At 67.8% G+C, this 17,067-nt stretch carries 14 protein-coding genes; 6 read left to right on the top strand and 8 right to left on the bottom strand.

All coding sequences use genetic code 11. The features are described from left to right. The first annotated feature begins 682 nt into the window (after positions 1-682). Positions 683-2,074 (top strand): sigma-54 dependent transcriptional regulator, encoded by a 1,392-nt coding sequence (locus SB771_RS00260; protein WP_011658652.1) that lies wholly within the window; start codon positions 683-685, stop codon positions 2,072-2,074. A 46-nt stretch (positions 2,075-2,120) separates the two neighbouring features. Here SB771_RS00260 and SB771_RS00255 read toward each other — a convergent pair whose 3' ends face one another. From SB771_RS00255 to SB771_RS00230, 6 genes are all read right to left on the bottom strand, one after another. After that, entirely contained in the window at positions 2,121-4,562 is a 2,442-nt protein-coding gene (locus tag SB771_RS00255) for a glycoside hydrolase family 2 protein (RefSeq protein WP_175659757.1), read from the bottom strand. Between the two features lie 38 nt (positions 4,563-4,600). Further along, positions 4,601-5,656, bottom strand: a complete 1,056-nt coding sequence (locus SB771_RS00250; protein ID WP_175659363.1) for a DUF1839 family protein — start codon at positions 5,654-5,656, stop codon at positions 4,601-4,603. Then, a complete protein-coding gene (locus SB771_RS00245; protein ID WP_175659362.1) occupies positions 5,653-6,633 on the bottom strand; it encodes an amino acid--[acyl-carrier-protein] ligase in 981 nt (326 codons plus the stop codon). Before SB771_RS00245 ends, SB771_RS00250 begins: the two co-directional genes overlap by 4 nt. Then, entirely contained in the window at positions 6,630-7,826 is a 1,197-nt protein-coding gene (locus SB771_RS00240) for an acyl-CoA dehydrogenase family protein (RefSeq protein ID WP_175659361.1), read from the bottom strand. The genes SB771_RS00245 and SB771_RS00240 overlap by 4 nt, the downstream gene beginning before the upstream one ends. After that, complete coding sequence (locus SB771_RS00235) at positions 7,823-8,074, bottom strand: acyl carrier protein (protein WP_006753529.1); 252 nt, start codon at positions 8,072-8,074, stop codon at positions 7,823-7,825. The genes SB771_RS00240 and SB771_RS00235 overlap by 4 nt, the downstream gene beginning before the upstream one ends. A gap of 168 nt (positions 8,075-8,242) precedes the next feature. Beyond that, complete coding sequence (locus SB771_RS00230; protein ID WP_175659360.1) at positions 8,243-9,025, bottom strand: Crp/Fnr family transcriptional regulator; 783 nt, start codon at positions 9,023-9,025, stop codon at positions 8,243-8,245. Positions 9,026-9,938: 913 nt separating this feature from the next. Between SB771_RS00230 and SB771_RS00225 the strand changes: the two genes are divergently transcribed. Both SB771_RS00225 and SB771_RS00220 read left to right on the top strand, forming a co-directional pair. Continuing rightward, positions 9,939-10,721, top strand: coding sequence for a Crp/Fnr family transcriptional regulator (locus tag SB771_RS00225; protein WP_126225281.1), 783 nt, complete (start codon positions 9,939-9,941; stop codon positions 10,719-10,721). Positions 10,722-10,753: 32 nt separating this feature from the next. Continuing rightward, positions 10,754-12,142: an undecaprenyl-phosphate glucose phosphotransferase gene (locus SB771_RS00220; RefSeq protein ID WP_175659359.1), complete on the top strand. Its 1,389-nt coding sequence runs from the start codon at positions 10,754-10,756 to the stop codon at positions 12,140-12,142. Between the two features lie 93 nt (positions 12,143-12,235). Here SB771_RS00220 and SB771_RS00215 read toward each other — a convergent pair whose 3' ends face one another. Beyond that, entirely contained in the window at positions 12,236-12,421 is a 186-nt protein-coding gene (locus tag SB771_RS00215) for a hypothetical protein (RefSeq protein WP_041491641.1), read from the bottom strand. A 343-nt stretch (positions 12,422-12,764) separates the two neighbouring features. Here SB771_RS00215 and SB771_RS00210 point away from each other — a divergent pair, with 343 nt between their 5' ends. Together SB771_RS00210 and polX are read left to right on the top strand one after the other, a co-directional pair. After that, positions 12,765-13,157, top strand: a complete 393-nt coding sequence (locus SB771_RS00210) for a TraR/DksA family transcriptional regulator (RefSeq protein WP_006753534.1) — start codon at positions 12,765-12,767, stop codon at positions 13,155-13,157. 167 nt (positions 13,158-13,324) lie between these two features. After that, positions 13,325-15,103: a DNA polymerase/3'-5' exonuclease PolX gene (gene polX / locus SB771_RS00205; RefSeq protein ID WP_175659358.1), complete on the top strand. Its 1,779-nt coding sequence runs from the start codon at positions 13,325-13,327 to the stop codon at positions 15,101-15,103. 13 nt (positions 15,104-15,116) lie between these two features. Here polX and ald read toward each other — a convergent pair whose 3' ends face one another. Further along, positions 15,117-16,232: an alanine dehydrogenase gene (ald, locus tag SB771_RS00200; RefSeq protein ID WP_175659357.1), complete on the bottom strand. Its 1,116-nt coding sequence runs from the start codon at positions 16,230-16,232 to the stop codon at positions 15,117-15,119. 350 nt (positions 16,233-16,582) lie between these two features. Between ald and SB771_RS00195 the strand changes: the two genes are divergently transcribed. Beyond that, the gene (locus SB771_RS00195) at positions 16,583-16,999 is read left to right on the top strand and encodes a DUF3995 domain-containing protein (RefSeq protein ID WP_175659356.1); all 417 of its coding nucleotides are present in this window, start codon (positions 16,583-16,585) and stop codon (positions 16,997-16,999) included. Positions 17,000-17,067 lie beyond the last annotated feature (68 nt).

The raw sequence follows: 17,067 nt of genomic DNA, 5'->3' as shown, positions 1-17,067 counted from the left end.
CGTCGCTTCATTACGACGTTGTAACGACCGCGCGCGGTTCGCCGGTATTCGATGTGACATTCCGGTGTCGCGCGACGCAGGCGATTACCGATGCCTGAAAAACACTGCGCGGTTCTTACACGCGATTTCATTCAGAATCGTAGGCAATGAGCAGTACCCATCTTGCAGAAAAGTGGTATTTGCCACTGATTGACGCGAATGGTCGTAGATAATCAAATCCGAGTCGCTAAATGCGGCGGGGCTGGCGGGGCGGCGGCGTAACCGGCTGAATCGATGTTTATCGTTTGGTAACAAGCCGTCTCGGTACGGGGTGTAAATTCGGGAGTAAATGAAATGAGGCAGCCATTCCGAAAGCGGGCTGGCGGCCGTCCAGTTCAGCATCGAGCGCGACTGTCGTGTACGACGCGACGCAAATGCGGACGGGATTCCCGTTTGCCGACGTGCTCCGCCTGACAGCGCGTGGCATCAAAGCCGGAACGCCGTGGCTCCCACGGCCGCGCGTTCCCTTCGAGTTCGATGACAATGAGGCCGGATGAAATCCGGCTCGACCTCCGGGGGCTCTCGCCGTGTGCAGTTTCGATCTTCGCCAAGGCTGCGGAAACGCAGCACGGACCGGCGGCCATGCGCCGCCGCCCGCAGCGCACGCGAACGGTTCGCGGAGTGGAGAAAGTGATGGTTCGCTATGAATATGCCAATAACGCGCGATAAGAGCGCCGGCGCGGGGAGGACTTCCGGGCAGCGTCCTCTGATTTACTGGACGCAGTCGCCTTCCGTCATGCTTCGCAAGGAACTCGCGCGACGCGACTGGAAAGTGACGATCGTCGCGCACGCGAGCGAGCTGCGCGACACCTCGGGCGAAATCACCTGCGGCATCCTCGACCTGAGCGGCGGCCACGCCGACGCGATCGGCAGCATCGCGTCCACCTGCGCGTCGATGCGCGATGTCGTGTGGGTCGCACTGGTCGAGACCGGTCAGACCGCGTCGCCGAACGTGCGCGCGCTGTTGCGCGACTATTGCTTCGACTACATCACGTTGCCCGCGTCGCATCAGCGGATCGCCGACACGGTCGGCCATGCGTACGGAATGGAATGCCTGTTCGCGCGCGATCGCGAACGCCTCGAATCGCAGGAGAACGGCATCGTCGGCACCTGCAGCGCGATGCTGCGGCTGTTCGATACGGTGCGGCGTTTCGCGCGCACGGACGCACCGGTGTTCGTGTTCGGCGAGACGGGGACCGGCAAGGAACTGACGGCCGTCGCGATCCATCGTCATTCGGAACGGCGCAACGGCCCGTTCGTCGCGGTCAACTGCGGCGCGATCCCGCCGCATCTATTGCAATCGGAACTGTTCGGCTACGAGCGCGGCGCGTTTACCGGCGCGAACGCGCGCAAGGCCGGCTATGTCGAAGCCGCGAACGGCGGCACGCTGCTGCTCGATGAAATCGGCGATCTGCCGCACGAGAGCCAGGCGAGCCTGCTGCGCTTCCTGCAGGAGCGCGCGATTCATCGCCTCGGCGGCAGCGATCCAGTGCCGGTCGACGTGCGGATCGTTTCCGCGACGCACGTCGATCTGCGCGAGGCGATGGAAGAAGGGCGCTTTCGCGCGGATCTGTTCCACCGCCTGTGCGTGATGCGCATCGACCAGCCGCCGCTGCGTGCGCGCGGCAAGGACATCGAACTGCTCGCGCATCACATGCTCGAACGCTTTCGCGGCGACGCGCGCCATCGCGTGCGCGGCTTCTCGACGGATGCGATCACGGCGCTCTACAAGCACGACTGGCCGGGCAATGTCCGCGAACTGATCAACCGTGTGCGGCGCGCGGTCGTGATGACGGAAGGACGCCTGATTACCGCGCAGGATCTCGAGCTCGAATACTGTCTCGACGCGGCTTCGCCGTCCGTCGCCGACATTCGCAAGTCGATCGAGCGCGAAGCGATCGAAACCGCGCTGCTGCGCACGCGCGGCCGCGTCGCTGCTTCCGCGCGCGAGCTCGGCGTGTCGCGCGCGACGCTCTATCGCTGGATGGAAGCGTACGGCATCGAGCGGCCGCGCGGCACGGGGTCGTCGGACTGACGCGCGCGGCGCGGCCGCGCAAACCGTATGGGCGACCCGGGCCGAGTCAGCCGGCCGGCGCGGCGCGCACGGTGCGTGCGGCGTTGACCGCGCGGATATCGACGGTCGGCGGCGCGCCGGTGGCCGCTCGGTCCTCCGTGTCGTCGAGCGGCACGAGCGCGACGCGTGCCGGCGTGCCGGGTGCGAGATCGAACCAGTCGTCGCGCGGCACGAAGCCCGGCGCGTCGATCTGCACGTGACGGGCGACGTGGCGCGTGTCGATGTCGACATACCACGTATCGCCGATGCGCGACACGCATGCGTCGATCCCGGGCTCGCGGCGTGCGAACACCGCAGGATGCGTACGGGACGGGAAGTAGAACGCCTGCGACAGCAGCGTGCCGTCGTCCGCACGCAGCGTCGCGACGACAGTGTCGTGCTCGCACGGGCCGAAGCGATACGCGTAGGTCCAGTCGAAGAAGCGGCCGAGCAATTCGGCCGAACCGAGCCGCACCGTGTCGTGCGCGGCGATCCGGACCGGCCGGCCGGCCCGCGCGACCGGTGTGCGGCCGTCGCGCAGCGCGACCAGCTCGACGATCGCCGACAGCGGCGCCGGCCGTTCGTTGATCACGTGCACATCGAGGCCGTTCAACCCTTCGTCAACGAGCAGAATCTGCACCGGCTGAAGCACCTGGCGTAGCGCATACCACGCCGATTTCGGCCGATGCGTCGCATCGATCAAGCCCCATCCGGCGCCCGGCATCACGTCCTGGAACTGCCAGACGAGCGCTCCCGCGCAGCGCGAGCCGGTGCGCCGCCATTCGGCGAAGGTGTCGCGCATCAGGTCCGCGATCGCCGCGCGCGACAGCTCGAAGTAGCGCGACGGATCCTCGCGTCGGAGGCGGTCGGGCGTCACGTCGTACAGCGTCTGTAGATAGTGATCGCGAATATCGTCGAAATCCCACGACGTGCCGGGGTCGCGCGGCACCGCAGCCTTCCAGCGCGGCTCATGCACACCGGGCCAGCCGAGGCTCGCGAGCATCGCGTCACTTGGCACGTTCGCGAACGCGAGGCATTCGCTCGCGAAGCGCACGTCGGCGCGGCGGGCGTCGTCGAGCGGGCGCAGGTACGCGCCGACGCCGTAGTAGTGCGACACGCGCTCGCGCGGCTGGAACGGCAGTGCGCCGCCGTCCGGCGAGTCGGGGACGTAAAGCACGTCGGGCCGCCGTGCCGCCGCATGGCCGGCGAGGCGCTCGGCCGTCAGTTCCAGGAAGCGCTGCTTCGGCGCGAGCCCCGACATCGCGGCCTGCTGTGCGATCTCGCTGCCGCCGCACAGCACCGCGAGCGACGGCGACGCGCGGTGGCGCGTGAGGAATTGCTCGGCTTCGCGATCGACGGCGTCGGCGAACGCGCGGTCGTCGAGCGCATAGTCGAAGTTCGCGAACATGAAGTCCTGCCACACCAGCAGCCCGAGCCGGTCGCACCACGCATGGAATGCGTCGGCCTCGTAGGTCATCGTGCCGCCGACGCGAATCATGTTGAAGCCGGCGTCACGCGCGTACCCGAGCAAACGGGCATAAGTCGCGTCGTCTGCGTGCAGCGCGAGCGGGGCGGCGCTGCTCCAGCATGCGCCGCGCGCGAACACGCGCACGCCGTTCACGCGCAGCCCGAACCCGTTGCCGTCGTCGCCGGCGTCCGGTTCGATCGTGCGGAAACCCGTCGCATCGAGCGGTCGCCGTTCGGCGCCGATGTGCAGCGCGACGTCGTAGAGCACCGGTTCGCCATGCGTGTGCGGCCACCAGCGGCGCACGTTCGGCACCGCGACGCTCGCGCGCAGCCGGTCGGCGCCAATGCGTTCGAGCGTCGCGTGGTGCTCGCCGCACGACAGCCGGGCCGCGAACGCATCGGGCAGCGGAGCGGCGAACGTGAACTCCGCATCGAGCCAGCCGGTGTCGCCGTCGAGGCGCGCATGCAGGTCGCACTGGACGAGAACCGGGCCGTCGGCCGGGTCGAGCACGTCGACGGGCCGCCACGGTCCGGTCGGCACGCAGCGCGGAAACCAGCCGGGCATGTGTCCGAGCAGCGACGTGCGAACGGTGCGCAGCGTCGCCGGTTCAGCCAGCCGCGTGCGCCAGCGTGCACGGCGCGATGCGCGCGCGTCGCGCAGGTGCGGCGCCAGGGCGCGGAAGCAGACGGTGAGCCGGTGCGTGCCGTCGAGCGACACGCGCACGTCGTGCGCGACGAACATGCTGTCCGAGCGCAGGATCGGCGTGTCGTCGAGCCATGCGTCGGCGAGCGTCGCGAGGCCGTGAAAGCGCAGCACGCGCGGCCCGTGTCCGCGCAGTTCGACGCGATACCAGTGATCGCGCTCGTCGAGCGATGCCACATCGTCATGCTGGCCGGCAAGCGCGAGCGCTTGCGCGACCGTGCCGGGGACGGCGGCGGCGATCCAGCCGTCGGCGGGGAGGTCGAGCGGCCCGCGCACGGCGCCCGCGGCCGTTGCGAGCATCGACCACGCGGGCGCGGCGTGCGCGGCACGCGTGCGCGTCACCGCATCACCGGCACGGGCGCCGCGTCGACGCGAACGGGCAGCGCATGCCGCAGCGGCGGGGCGATCTGCCGCGCACACTCGATCAGGTCGGTGTAAGCCGCTTCGATCGCGTCGAGCGTCGCGTCGCCGCGTTCTTCCTTGCCGCGCGCGCAGGCTCGCGCGAGCCGGAATTCCAGCACCATCGCCTCCGATGCGATGCGGTCGCAGGCGGTGCGAATCTCCGCGAACGGCCCGACGCAGCCGCTTGCCTGCAGCCAGCGCGTGTAATGGCCGAACAGTTCGAAGTTCGCGCCGAGTTGCCGCACCGAATTGAACGAGTACGCGTGAAAGCGCTCGAGCGGCGAATCGGCGAGCGACTTCGTATCGATCTGCAACTGGCGCCGGAACGCCGTGATCGGATTGATCACCGGCAGGCGGCGCAAGTGCCGCTGCAGCGACGCGAGCGAGACTTCGCACAGCACGCGCTCGTCCAGCGGCGCAAAGCGCCGCTTCGCGCATTCGACGTAAGGCGGCAGTGGCATCGGCGAGCTGCCGCCGACGAGGCCGTTGTAGTCGAAATCCTCGGCCACGTAATAGCCGCTGTTGTGGAAGTAGCCGATCTGGCGATGCGTGCGGTCGATCGCGTCGATGCCGATCGTCGTTTTCGTATGCTGCGCGCGGTAGCTGCTGCCGCGCGTGTCGGGCAGGAACCACGCGTCGACCTCGACGATCATCAGGTGGCCGCGCGCGACCTGCGTCTCGATGTGCTGATCGAGCGGCTCGTAGATCGAGTGCTCCTGCACGACGATCCCGTAGAGCCGCTCCAGTTCGTCGTGCGGAAACTTGAAGAACGTGAACTGATCGCCCTCGAAATCGAGCGCGATCGTAAACGGCAGCGCCGCGTACGGATTCAGTCCCCACCACCGGAGCACCTCGAGCCACATGTCGACGTAGCAGTTGGTCTGTTTCCAGACCATCTCCTGGCTGTGCAGCGGGTGCGGCCGGTAGTGGCGTGCGCGATGGCGCACGTCCTCGAACGACGCGTCCTCGCCGTCGCGGGACACGAATTTCATCGCGTGCCCCACAGCACGTCGCGCACTTCCTGCGGCCATGCGTCGAGATCGAAACCGTGATGACGGAACAGTGCGAGCGTCAGGCGCTCGAGGCCGAAGCCGACGCAGCCCGTGTGCGCGACGTCGCCCGTCGCGGTACGGATGTCCCACAGCAGCCCGAAGTGATCCATGTGGTAGTTGAAGCTCAGGCACGCGGTCTGGCGGTCGTCGTGTTCGATCGGGATCAGCAGCTCGAACTTCAGGTTCTGCTCGCGCTGGCTGTTTGCGACGATCTTGCCGCCGCGCCCGAAGAACGGATCGTTCGCGAGATCGATCGCGTTCGGCAGGCGCAGCGCGTCGATCATCCGCGTGCCGCGCTCCATCCACGTCTCGCGGAACGCGACGATCTGCTCGGGCGTGCCGATCCGTACGTATTCGCGCATCCGGAACAGCTGCATGCGGGTCGGGTCGAACGACGGCTCGTGGCGAAAGCAGTACGAGAATACGTCGACGATGCGGCCCTCGCCGGGCAGCGCACCCGCGCGCGCGACGACCGGATAGACCGGGTAGCACGCGGCCGGCGTCATCACGACGTAGGTCGGCTTCTGGCTTTCGGTCCAGTCCTCGCCGCGATCGAGGCACTGCAGCACACGCTGGTGCCGCTGTTCGTCGCCGCAGAACGCATGCACGCTGCCCGCGAGTTGTGGGAAGCTCTTCATGTATTCGCTGCGCTCGAATTCGGTGCGGCTCATCGCCGGCGGGAAGCGCAGCACTTCGGCCTGCTGGTCGGCACCCAGGCGCGTGACGAACGCGTCGAGCGCTTCGACGACGCGCTCGAACCGCTCGCTGCGGCCGAACAGGCCCTGGATCCCGGTCGACACGAGCAGGCCCGCATCGATCAGCGCGTCGCGCAGCGGATTGACGCCCGCACGATCGAGCGGCGCGTCGGACGCGCTGGCGGCGGAAGCGGCGGAGGGTACGACGAGGCGATCGTTCACGAATGTTTCTCCAGCGTCGCGGGACGCAGTGCGAGCAGCAGGCTCGAGGTATTGGCGGCGATGCGGTCGTTGCTGATCATCAGCGGCGCCGCGTGCAGGTCGCGCAGGTGACGGCCGATGCTGAACGGCGTGCCGTGCTTGTAGCCGGCCATTCCGCAGATCATCATGGCCTGCTGGACGACCTCGAGCGCCGTCGACGACACATAGGTCTTCAGCGTGTTGATCTCCGCGGCCCACGCCATGCCGGCCGACCACGAGCGCGCGGACGCGCTCGAATGGAGGCGCAGCACGTTGTCGACGCGCGCCTGCATCGCCTGCATCAGCGCCAGCGATTCGGCGATGCGCCGCGACGCGGGCGACGGCGCGCCGTCGGTCTGGCGCGCCTGCGCGCGGAAGAACTGGTGCGCGCGGTGGAACGCGTCGCCGGCCACGCCGATCCATACCGCCGCCCACAGGATGTGCGAAACCGGCACCATCGTCTGTTCGGCGATCTGCGCGAACGGCACGGGCAGGCATTGCACGGTCGCACCGCGGGCGTCGAGCACGAAGCCGTTGCTGCAGGTGCCGCGCATGCCGAGCGTGTCCCATTCGCCGCGGCGCGTGAGCGTATAGCCGTCGCGCAGCAGCGTGACGAGCACCTGCTCGGACGCCGGCGCGTCGGCATCGCGCCGTGCGGTCGCGAGGATGCCGTCCGCGTAGTCGCCGTACGAGATCGTCGGCGCGGATTTGTGCAGCCGGAATTCGCCGCCGTGGGTCTCGAGTGCGCACTGGCTCGCGCGCAGGTTGCCGCCGACGCCGTCTTCCGACGTTGCCGACGCGAGCAGCCACTGATGGCGCACGAGCTGCTGCAGGAACAGCTTGTGCCAGCCCTGGTCGGCCGCGTGGTTGACGATGCACGCGACCTGGATCTGGTGCATCGCGAACACCATCGCCGACGATGCGCAGGCCTGGCCGAGGATCGAGCATGCCGATGCGATGTCGGCCAGCGACGCGCCCATGCCGCCGAGCGAGGTCGGGACCATCGCGCTCAACAGGCGGCGCGCGCGCATGGCCTCGATCGCCTCGACGGGGCAGCGCGCGTCGCGATCGACGGTATCCGCGTGCTGCGCGGCGATGTGTGCGACCGCATGCGCGGCGTCGTCGAGCCGGCGCGCTTCGTCGTCGGCCGCGAGCTCGGGAAGCAGCGCGCTCATGCGGAATGCTCGGAGCGTTGCAGGGTCGCGATCGTGTCCGCGAGCGCGTCGATGCTGCGGAACAGGTTGCGGTTGAGCATCTCGTCGGGAATCTCGATGTTGAACTGCTTTTCGATCGCGAGCATCAGCTGGATCGTGTCGAGCGAGGAGAGGCCCGCTTCGTAGAGGTCGTCCCCGTCACCGATCGAATCGATCGCGGCTTCGAGGTGGGCGACGTGCTTGAGGATGGTTCTGATGTCTTTTTTCACGTGCTGCTCCGGCGTGCGTGGTGTCGTCCGCTCGGGCGGACGCGCGCAGCGCGCTGACATCCCCCCGGCAGCCCGGCATCAGTAGACCATTCGCACGCACGGCGTTCTGTTCGCCACCCTACAATCGGCTGACCCGGCGCGCCCGCGAACGCCGACCTGCCGTGCGCGTCACGCGCGCGCCGCGGCGCTCACGCCCGAGTCGGCCGACAGGATGCGCTTCATCTCGTCGCGCACGATCGCGCGGCAGCCGCACGACAGTTTCTCGAGGCCGACCAGATCGGCGAGCACGATCGAGCTGCGGTACTGGCGGATCAGGCCGAGCCGCTGGATCTCGCCGGCTGCGTCCGTGACCGTCTCGCGCCGCACGCCGAGCATCTGCGCCAGCATGCTGTGGGTGACCTGGATCTCGATGCTGCGCGAGCGGTCGTACGCGAGCAGGAACCATCTGCATAACTGATGTTTGAGGACGTGATGGCGGCTGCAGAACGTGATCTGCGCGACCTGGGCCATCAGCAGCCGCACGCACACGAACACGAGATGGCGAATCACCGGCGACGCATCGAACGCGGCGGCGAAGATGCGCCGGTCGAGCCGGTAGACGAAGCCATCGCGGCATGCGACGGCGCGGCACGGCATCCGGCCGCTGCCGCCGATCACGTCGTCGCACACGACGCTCTCGCTGCCGATCTGCGCAACTTCCAGCGTCATGCCGCCGGTCGACACGTACTGCAGTGAAATCGCCGTCGTGACGGGCAAGTAGACCGCGGTGAGCATTTCGCCGGGTTCGCACAGCACCTGGCCCGATTTCAGGTGCACGAGCTGAAGGTTGGCAATCAGCGTCGCGCGTTCGTCGCGGTCGACGGCGGCGAGGAACCGGTTTGCGTCGAAGCTGTGGGAAAGCTCGATCATGCCGCTCGCGGGGGCGACGGCGTCATTGGCCTGGTGAGTCACGGCGCATCCTCGTTGGGGCAATAGCGGATCGCGCGGCGCCACCCACGAGGGATTTAGCACGCGCGTGCGAATTTGTGTTCGTCGGAATTCGAATGCCGATAGTGGGAAAAGGCTAGCACGCCATTGAATTCGATAAATTACGCATTACGTCATTTCACAAAGTTTGACGTTTAGATGTATATGCAACTGTTATATGGATTTGAAGTTCATGTTTTCGTGAGTTAATCGCCTCGAAGTGGATCGATGGATAAGTGGTGAATTCAGTGCCGATCGTGAATCAATCGGACGACGATGCAAATCGTACAGCGGAAATTATTCGGAGTCTCTTGAACATTATTTGACAATCGATATTCGTCCATCATTTTGTTCAATTGAATCATTGGCTTGGTGTGGATGTGTGCGTTGGCTTACAAAGCCGAGAATTAGTGGATCGATTCAAATTTGAGACAGTTTCAAACGGTCATTTGAGGCCCGGTCTGCCGCTCCGGTGTCGTGCGAGACATCACGGAAACAATTGAAAACGGCCCGTAAGTATTTGAACGATAAGCATCGCGCGCCGCTCCGGGCGCCACCGTGCGGGGCGTGAGCATTGATCAGTCGAATCGCATGCTGTGTCGGCGACGGCGGAGGGTGTCCGGAAATGAGACGCTTTTTGCGGTTTTCCGGCGGCTATTCGGGCGCTCTCAATCACGTGTCATTTATATATTAAGGATGAAGCGGGTATTGGCACGTAAATCGCTTATTCGGGCAGGCGTGTCGAAACGGACTGCCGATTCGATCCGGCGGCGTGAAGCCGAAGGTCGATTCGGTCGAGGGTTGTGGCCGCAACCCGCGTCGTCGTCCGGGCGCGCATCGCGATAACGAGTTCCGCTGACGCAGCTGCATGCGGCGCGGACAATAAAGGGATACAGCCATGCTTCATCTTTACTCGAGCTACTCGGCGAATGCCATTCTCGGCGCTCTCCCCGAGGACAGCATCCGTGCCATTGCACCGCATCTCGAGCTGGTCAGGATCAAGGCCGGCATGCTCGACCGGGTCGGTGAGCCGATGCGCCACCTGCATTTCCCGACCACCGCCATGATGTCCGTCCAGCACCTGATGGAGGACGGGGCGATGGTCGAGGTCGCGATGGTCGGCCGCGAAGGCACGGTCGGCCTGGCGACGCTGCTCGGCGGCACCGCGGTGTCGAACCGCATCGAAGTCCGCATCGGCGGGATGGCCTATCGCGTGCCGACCTGCATCATGCGCTCGGAATTCGAACGTTCGCCGGACACGTACCGCCTGCTGCTGAACTACTGTCAGGCGATCATGGCGCAGGTGTCGCGCAGCGCGCTGTGCAACCGGCACCACTCGGTCAGCGAGCAATTGAGCCGCTGGCTCCTGCTCGCGCACGACCGGATCGACGGCGACGAACTGGCCGTCACGCAGCAGACGATCGCGAACATGCTCGGCGTGCGTCGCGAAGGCGTGACGGAAGCAGCCGGCAATCTGCAGGAGGCCGGGCTGATCCGGCAGCGGCGCGGGCGCATCACCGTGCTCGATCGCGACGGTCTCGAGCGCCAGGCATGCGAGTGCTACGAGCTGATTCGTGCGGACTATCGCCGGCTGCTCGGCGCGCGAGCCGGTGCGCGATCGCTGCCGGTGCGACAGCGCATGCAGGACATGCACGGCGGATTCCCCGCGCACGGTGCGTGACGATGCACGCGCTGGCGGGTGGAACGAATGCGATGCGGCGTGCCGCGGTCGCAGCGGCCGACGTCGCGCTCGTGCTGGCGGGAACCCTCGCCGCGCAGGCCGCGATGGGGCTCGCGTGGCGTGATCTGTCGGATGCGCAGCGCGGCGCGATTGCATTGCTGTGCGTGCTGACCGTCGCGCTGTTGCCGCGCACCGTGCGCGTGTCGCGCGGTGGGGCGCCGACGCATGGCGGCGGTATCGTGCTGACGCGCACGGTGGTCGCCGTCGTGTGCGCGGGTGCGCTGACGGTGGTCGGCACGATATGGATCATGAACCGTGGCGGGACGGTCACGACGCGCTGGATCGCGCGGACGGTGCTGTCCGGCGACGCGGCGCTGCTGCTCGGCAGGCTGGCGCTATGCGCGCTGGCGATGCAGCGCGGTGACGCGCGCGCGCGGCAGCGGCGCGTCGCGATCGTCGGCGCGACCGCTTACGGACGCGTGGCGATCGAGCGCATGCAGCTCGAGCCGGCCGGACCGTTCGCGGCGGCCTGCGTGTTCGACGACGATGCGCCGGCCGCCTCGGCGGACGGGATCGGCGGTGTGCCGGTGATCGACGACTGGGTCGCGCTGCGGCGCATGATCCGCGCCGGCGAGATCGACGAAGTGTGGCTCACGCTGCCGATGTCGCACGAGTCGCGCATCCGGCGCATCGTGCGCGAACTGCGTGACGAGTTCGTCGAGCTGCGGTTGTTGCCGGACGTGCGGCAGATGGCGGTCGTCGAGCGTTCCGCGACCGATGTGCTCGGCATGCCGGCGATCAACCTCGCGACCACGCCGCGTTCCGCACCGGAACTGTGGGCGAAGTTCGCGTTCGACCGGCTGTTCGCGGTCGCCGTGCTGATTCCGCTGCTGCCGCTGCTCGCGGTGCTGGCGATCGCGGTGAAGCTGTCGTCGCCGGGGCCCGTGTTGTTCCGGCAGCGCCGCAAGGGCGCCGACGGACGGGAGTTCCATATCCTCAAGTTCAGGACGATGCGCGCGCATCGCGCGCAGCCGGGCGTCGTGCGGCAGGCGTCGCGCAACGACGCGCGCATCACGCCGGTCGGCGCGTTCCTGAGGCGCACGTCGCTCGACGAGCTGCCGCAGTTCTTCAACGTGCTGTCCGGCCAGATGTCGGTGGTCGGCCCGCGTCCGCATGCGATCGAACACGACGACTTCTACCGGCAACTGATCGACTGCTACATGTATCGCTATCGCGTGCGGCCGGGGATCACGGGATGGGCGCAGGTGAACGGCTATCGCGGTGAGACGCGCAAGGTCGAGGCGATGGCTGCGCGCGTGAAGCTCGACCTGTTCTACATGCAGAACTGGAGTTTCTGGTTCGACATGAAGATCATCCTGATGACGGTCGTGCGCGGTTTCGTCGGACGCAATGCGTTCTGATGAAGAGGATTGCGAAGTATTTCGGGTGAGAGACGACGTCTCGATGAGACGTGCACCGCAACCGCAACCGCGGACCCTAAACCGAAGCCGCGTTCAACTATCCGCCGGCGGTTGTCCACCCGTCGGCAAGGCAGCGGGCAAGACGGCAGGCGAAGCGGTCGGTTGAGCGTCGGGCGCGGCTTGCGCGCTCGACGGCTGGATGGCGTGCTGAATCGTCGGCACGACCATCGTCGGGAACAGGGCCGCAAGGGCCACCCAGATGACGACGCCGAATACCATGACGTTCTCCCGGAAAGCCGCGGATTCGCCGCGCATGTTTTCAATCTACGACGCAACTTTGTACAGGGGATTGATCGATCTCAACGGCCGCTGCGTCGGACGAATGCGCTCGCGCGGGTGTTCAGGTCCGTCCCCGGTTTTCGGGCGCGCGGTGCGGCCGCTGACGCCGGTCAACACATGCGTGTGCATTGGGTTTATGCTGCGTCGAATGCGTCCGGCCCATCGTGCGGCCGGGCGCGGATCCGGACACGGCGGGCGACGCATGCCTGCCCGCCGTGCACCGGCGCGACAACCGCGCGCCGCATGCGTCATTGCGCGGAAACCGGGAAAAGGAGAGACGGCGATGGCGCTCGACCGAGAACAACGGCAGACGCTGCAGCGGCGGCTGACCGACAGCGAGCAGACGTTGCGGGCGGATATCCGGACGACCGAGGACCAGCGCGCGTCGGAGTCCTATGCGGAACTCGCCGGCGCGGCGCCGGACGAGGGCGACGAGGCGAATGCCGATCTGTTCGTCGACATGGATCACGCATTGATCGGCATGAAGCTGGCCGAGTTGCGCGCGATCGGGCGTGCGCAGCAGCGCATGCGCGACGGCAGCTACGGCGAGTGCATCGACTGCGATGCGCCGGTCGGCTACGAGCGTTTGCTCGCGCGGCCGAGCGCCGAGCGCTGCACGCATTGCCAGTCGGTGTACGAGCGTCGCTACGCGACGACGCCACGCGCATCGCTCTGATGTCTTCGCCGCGGCCGCGCCGGTAGCGCGCCCCGCGCGACGCGACACGGGCAACCGGCGCAGGATGACCAACGGGCGCCCGCCGCCGTCGACATGCGGCGCCGGGCGGGCAAGCGCCGACGCGCCAGCGCACGGCGCCATCCACGTGGAAGGGAGCCACGCCGATCATGCCGATCCACAATGCCGAGTGCGCGGCCGTATTCGCCGAAATCGCCGACATGCTCGAGATCCAGGGCGCGAATCCGTTCCGGGTGCGCGCCTATCGCAACGCGGCCCGTACGATTGCCGAGTACGGGCGCGACATTCCGGCGATGATCGCGAACGGTAGCGATCTCGGCCAGATTCCCTCGATCGGCGCCGACCTCGCGGCGAAGCTGCGCGAAATCGCCGCGACCGGCACCTGCGAACTGCAGCAAACGCTGCGCCATGCGTTGCCGGGCGCGATCGTCGAACTGCTCGACGTGCCGGGGCTCGGCGCGAAACGCGTGAAGGCGCTGCATGATGCATTGCACGTCGACTCGCTCGAACAGTTGCGCGCCGAAGCGAAGAGCGGGCACGTGCGCGCGCTGCCGGGCTTCGGCGCGAAGACCGAAGCGCATCTGCTCGACGCGATCGATGAACGTCTGCAGCGCGAGCCGCAGCGCTTCCTGCTGCCCGATGCCGCGCAATCGCTGCGGCCGATGCTCGAGCGGCTGCGGCAAGTGGCCGGCGTCGGCGAAGCGGTGCCGGCCGGCAGTTTTCGGCGCTGCCGCGAGACGGTCGGCGATCTCGACATCCTCGTGAGCGCACAAGATGCGGCCGCGGTGGCCGACGCGTTCGTCAGCTGCGGGGACGTCGCGCGCGTGCTCGCGAACGGCAAGACGCGTTCGAGCGTGATGCTCGGCAACGGGCTGCAGGTCGACCTGCGCGTCGTCGACGCCGACGCGTTCGGCGCGGCGCTCGTCTATTTCACCGGGTCGAAGGCGCACAACATCGCGCTGCGCCGGATCGCGCAGGCCGGCGGCCTGAAGATCAACGAATACGGCGTGTTCCGCGGCGACGAACGGATCGCGGGCGCGACGGAGGCCTCCGTCTACGAGGCGATCGGCCTTCACTGGGTGCCGCCCGAATTGCGCGAGGGCCGTGGCGAGATCGACGCGTCGCGCGCCGGCACGCTGCCGGCGCTGGTCGAGCGCAGGCATCTTCATGGCGATCTGCACGCGCATACCGACGCGTCGGCCGGGCGCGACAGCCTGCGTGCGATGGCGGACGCGGCCCGCGCGCGCGGGCTTGCGTATCTGGCCGTCACCGATCGCATGCCGGATGTCGGTGGCGGCCGTACCGATTGCGACTGGCTCGTGCGGCAGATCGACGAGATCGACCGCCTCAACGCGTCGTTCGACGACTTCGTGCTGTTGAAGGGCGTCGAGGCCGGCATTCGCGAGGACGGCAGCCTCGATGTGCCCGACGACGTGCTCGGCCGGCTCGACCTCGTCGTCGGCGCGGTGCGCGACGGCTTTGACCTGCCGGGCGACAGGCAGACCGAGCGGATCCTGCGCGCGATCGATCATCCGTATTTCACGATCCTCGCGCATCCGACGGGCCGGCTGCTGGGCGAACGCGACGCCTGCGAACTCGACGTGCCGCGCGTGCTCGCCGCGGCCGCCGCGCGCCGCTGCTTCGTCGAGCTCGACGGCGACCCGCGGCGGCTCGATCTGCCGGACCTGTGGTGCCGCGAGGCGGCGAAGGCCGGCGTCGCGGTGGCGATCGGCTCGGACGCCCGCTGCGCGGACGATCTCGACAACCTCGGATACGGTATCGGCCACGCGCGGCGCGGCTGGCTCACGCGGCACGACGTGCTCAACACGCGCACGCTCGCGCAACTGCGGCCGCTGCTGGCGCGCACGATGGGCGGTGCGGGCAGCGCGAGCGGCGCGTCGAAGCGCGACCGCCCGAAGGGTGCGTGACGGCGCGCGGGGCTCAGGCCAGCACGTCTTCCGCAGGGACGTACGGCAGGCCGAGCGCGAGCGCGACGGCCTCGTACGTGACGTGGCCATCGCACACGTTCAGGCCCGCGCGCAGATGCGGGTCGTCGGTCATCGCGCGTTTCCAGCCTTTGTCGGCGAGCGCGAGCGCATGGCCGAGCGTCGCATTGTTCAGCGCGAATGTCGACGTGCGCGCGACCGCGCCCGGCATGTTCGCGACGCAATAGTGCACGACGCCGTCGACGACGAAGGTCGGCTGCGCATGCGTCGTGGCGTGCGAGGTCTCGAAGCAGCCGCCCTGGTCGATCGCGACGTCGACGACGACGGCGCCCGTGCGCATCGTCGCGATCATGTCGCGCGTGACGAGCCGCGGCGCCGACGCGCCCGGCACGAGCACCGCGCCGATCACGACGTCGGCTTCGCGCACGGCTTCGTCGATCGTGTGCGCGTTCGAGCAGACGGTCGAGATCCGGTTCGCGAAGATCAGGTCGAGCTGGCGCAGCCGGCCCACGTTGGTGTCGAGCACGGTGACGCGTGCGCCGAGGCCGACCGCCATCTGCAGCGCACCGGTGCCCACCACGCCCGCGCCGAGCACCACGACGTGCGCCGCCGGCACGCCGGGCACGCCGGCCATCAGCACGCCGCGGCCGCCGCGCGGGCTTTCGAGGTGTGTCGCCGCGACCTGGATCGACATGCGTCCCGCGACCTCGCTCATCGGCGCGAGCAGCGGCAGCCCGCCGCCGGGGCCCGTCACGGTTTCATACGCGATGCAGACCGCGCCGGACTTCACGAGCGCGGCAGCCTGCTCGGGATCGGGCGCGAGATGCAGGTACGTATAAAGAATTTGCCCGCGCCGCAGCATCGCGCATTCGGCGGCCTGCGGTTCCTTGACCTTGATGATCATGTCGGCGCGCGCGAAGAGCTCGCGCGCGTCGTCGCACAGCGCCGCACCGGCGGCCGTGTAGTCGTCGTCGAGCAGGCCGATCGCGGTGCCCGCGCCGCGCTGCACGAGCACGTGGTGGCCATGCCGCGTGAGTTCGCGCGTGCCGGCCGGCGTGAGGCCGACGCGGTATTCATGGTTCTTGATCTCTTTCGGCACACCGATCAGCATGAGTCGTCTCCTTGGGTATTCGTCATTGTTGTCGTGCCCGAGCGCGCTGCGATCGTCTGACCGTGCGTGCCGGCGAACGGCCCGTGTGCGACGTGGGCATGCACGGTCCGATGGCCGTATTGGAATAAAAGGGTAGTGGTGCCCGGAGGGAAGTCAAGCGGCGGCCCGCCGCGACGGTGCGCACACTGCAGTGCAACACGCGGCGTGGCGCATTGCGACCGGACGTCGCAATGCGCGCGGCACGGGGTTTGGGTATCGTCTTGTATGCCGCTGAGCGGGGCCGCGTGCCGGAGTCCATTCGGGTGGATCACGCGACACAACGACACGATGAAGCAAGGAACCTTACCGACATGACGAGCGCGTATTTCAGCGTGCCGACGCTTTGCGCGATCGCACTGGTTCACGTCTACTGGGCGTTCGGCGGAAGCCTCGGCAAGCGTGCGGCCATTCCGGAACAGGACGGGGTGCCGCTGCTGCGGCCGAGCGCGCGCGGCACGCTTGCCATCGCGGCGGCGTTGCTGGCCGGCGCAGGCGCGGTGGCGTCGCGCGCGGGCTGGCTGTGGCCGAACCTGTATCCCGGCGCGATCGCGTTCGCGGTCGTTGCGCTCGCATTGATCTTCGCGGTGCGCGCCATCGGCGATTTCCGCTACGTCGGCTTCTTCAAGCGGATCCGCGGGTCGCGTTTCGCGCGGATGGACAGCCTCTGTTACTCGCCGCTTTGCGCGGCGCTCGCGTTGTCGATCGCATCGATGCTGTGGCCGTGGTGAGTGCCGGGCCGATCAGGGCGGTCATCTTGCAGCGAGCGAAGCCGTAACGCACGTCGCGGTTTTCGACG

The organism is Burkholderia sp. SIMBA_051 (assembly GCF_046534915.1).
Classification (GTDB): Bacteria; Pseudomonadota; Gammaproteobacteria; order Burkholderiales; family Burkholderiaceae; genus Burkholderia; species Burkholderia ambifaria.
The sequence above is the reverse complement of the archived record's forward strand: the minus strand, read 5'-3'. Positions and strand labels throughout refer to the sequence as shown.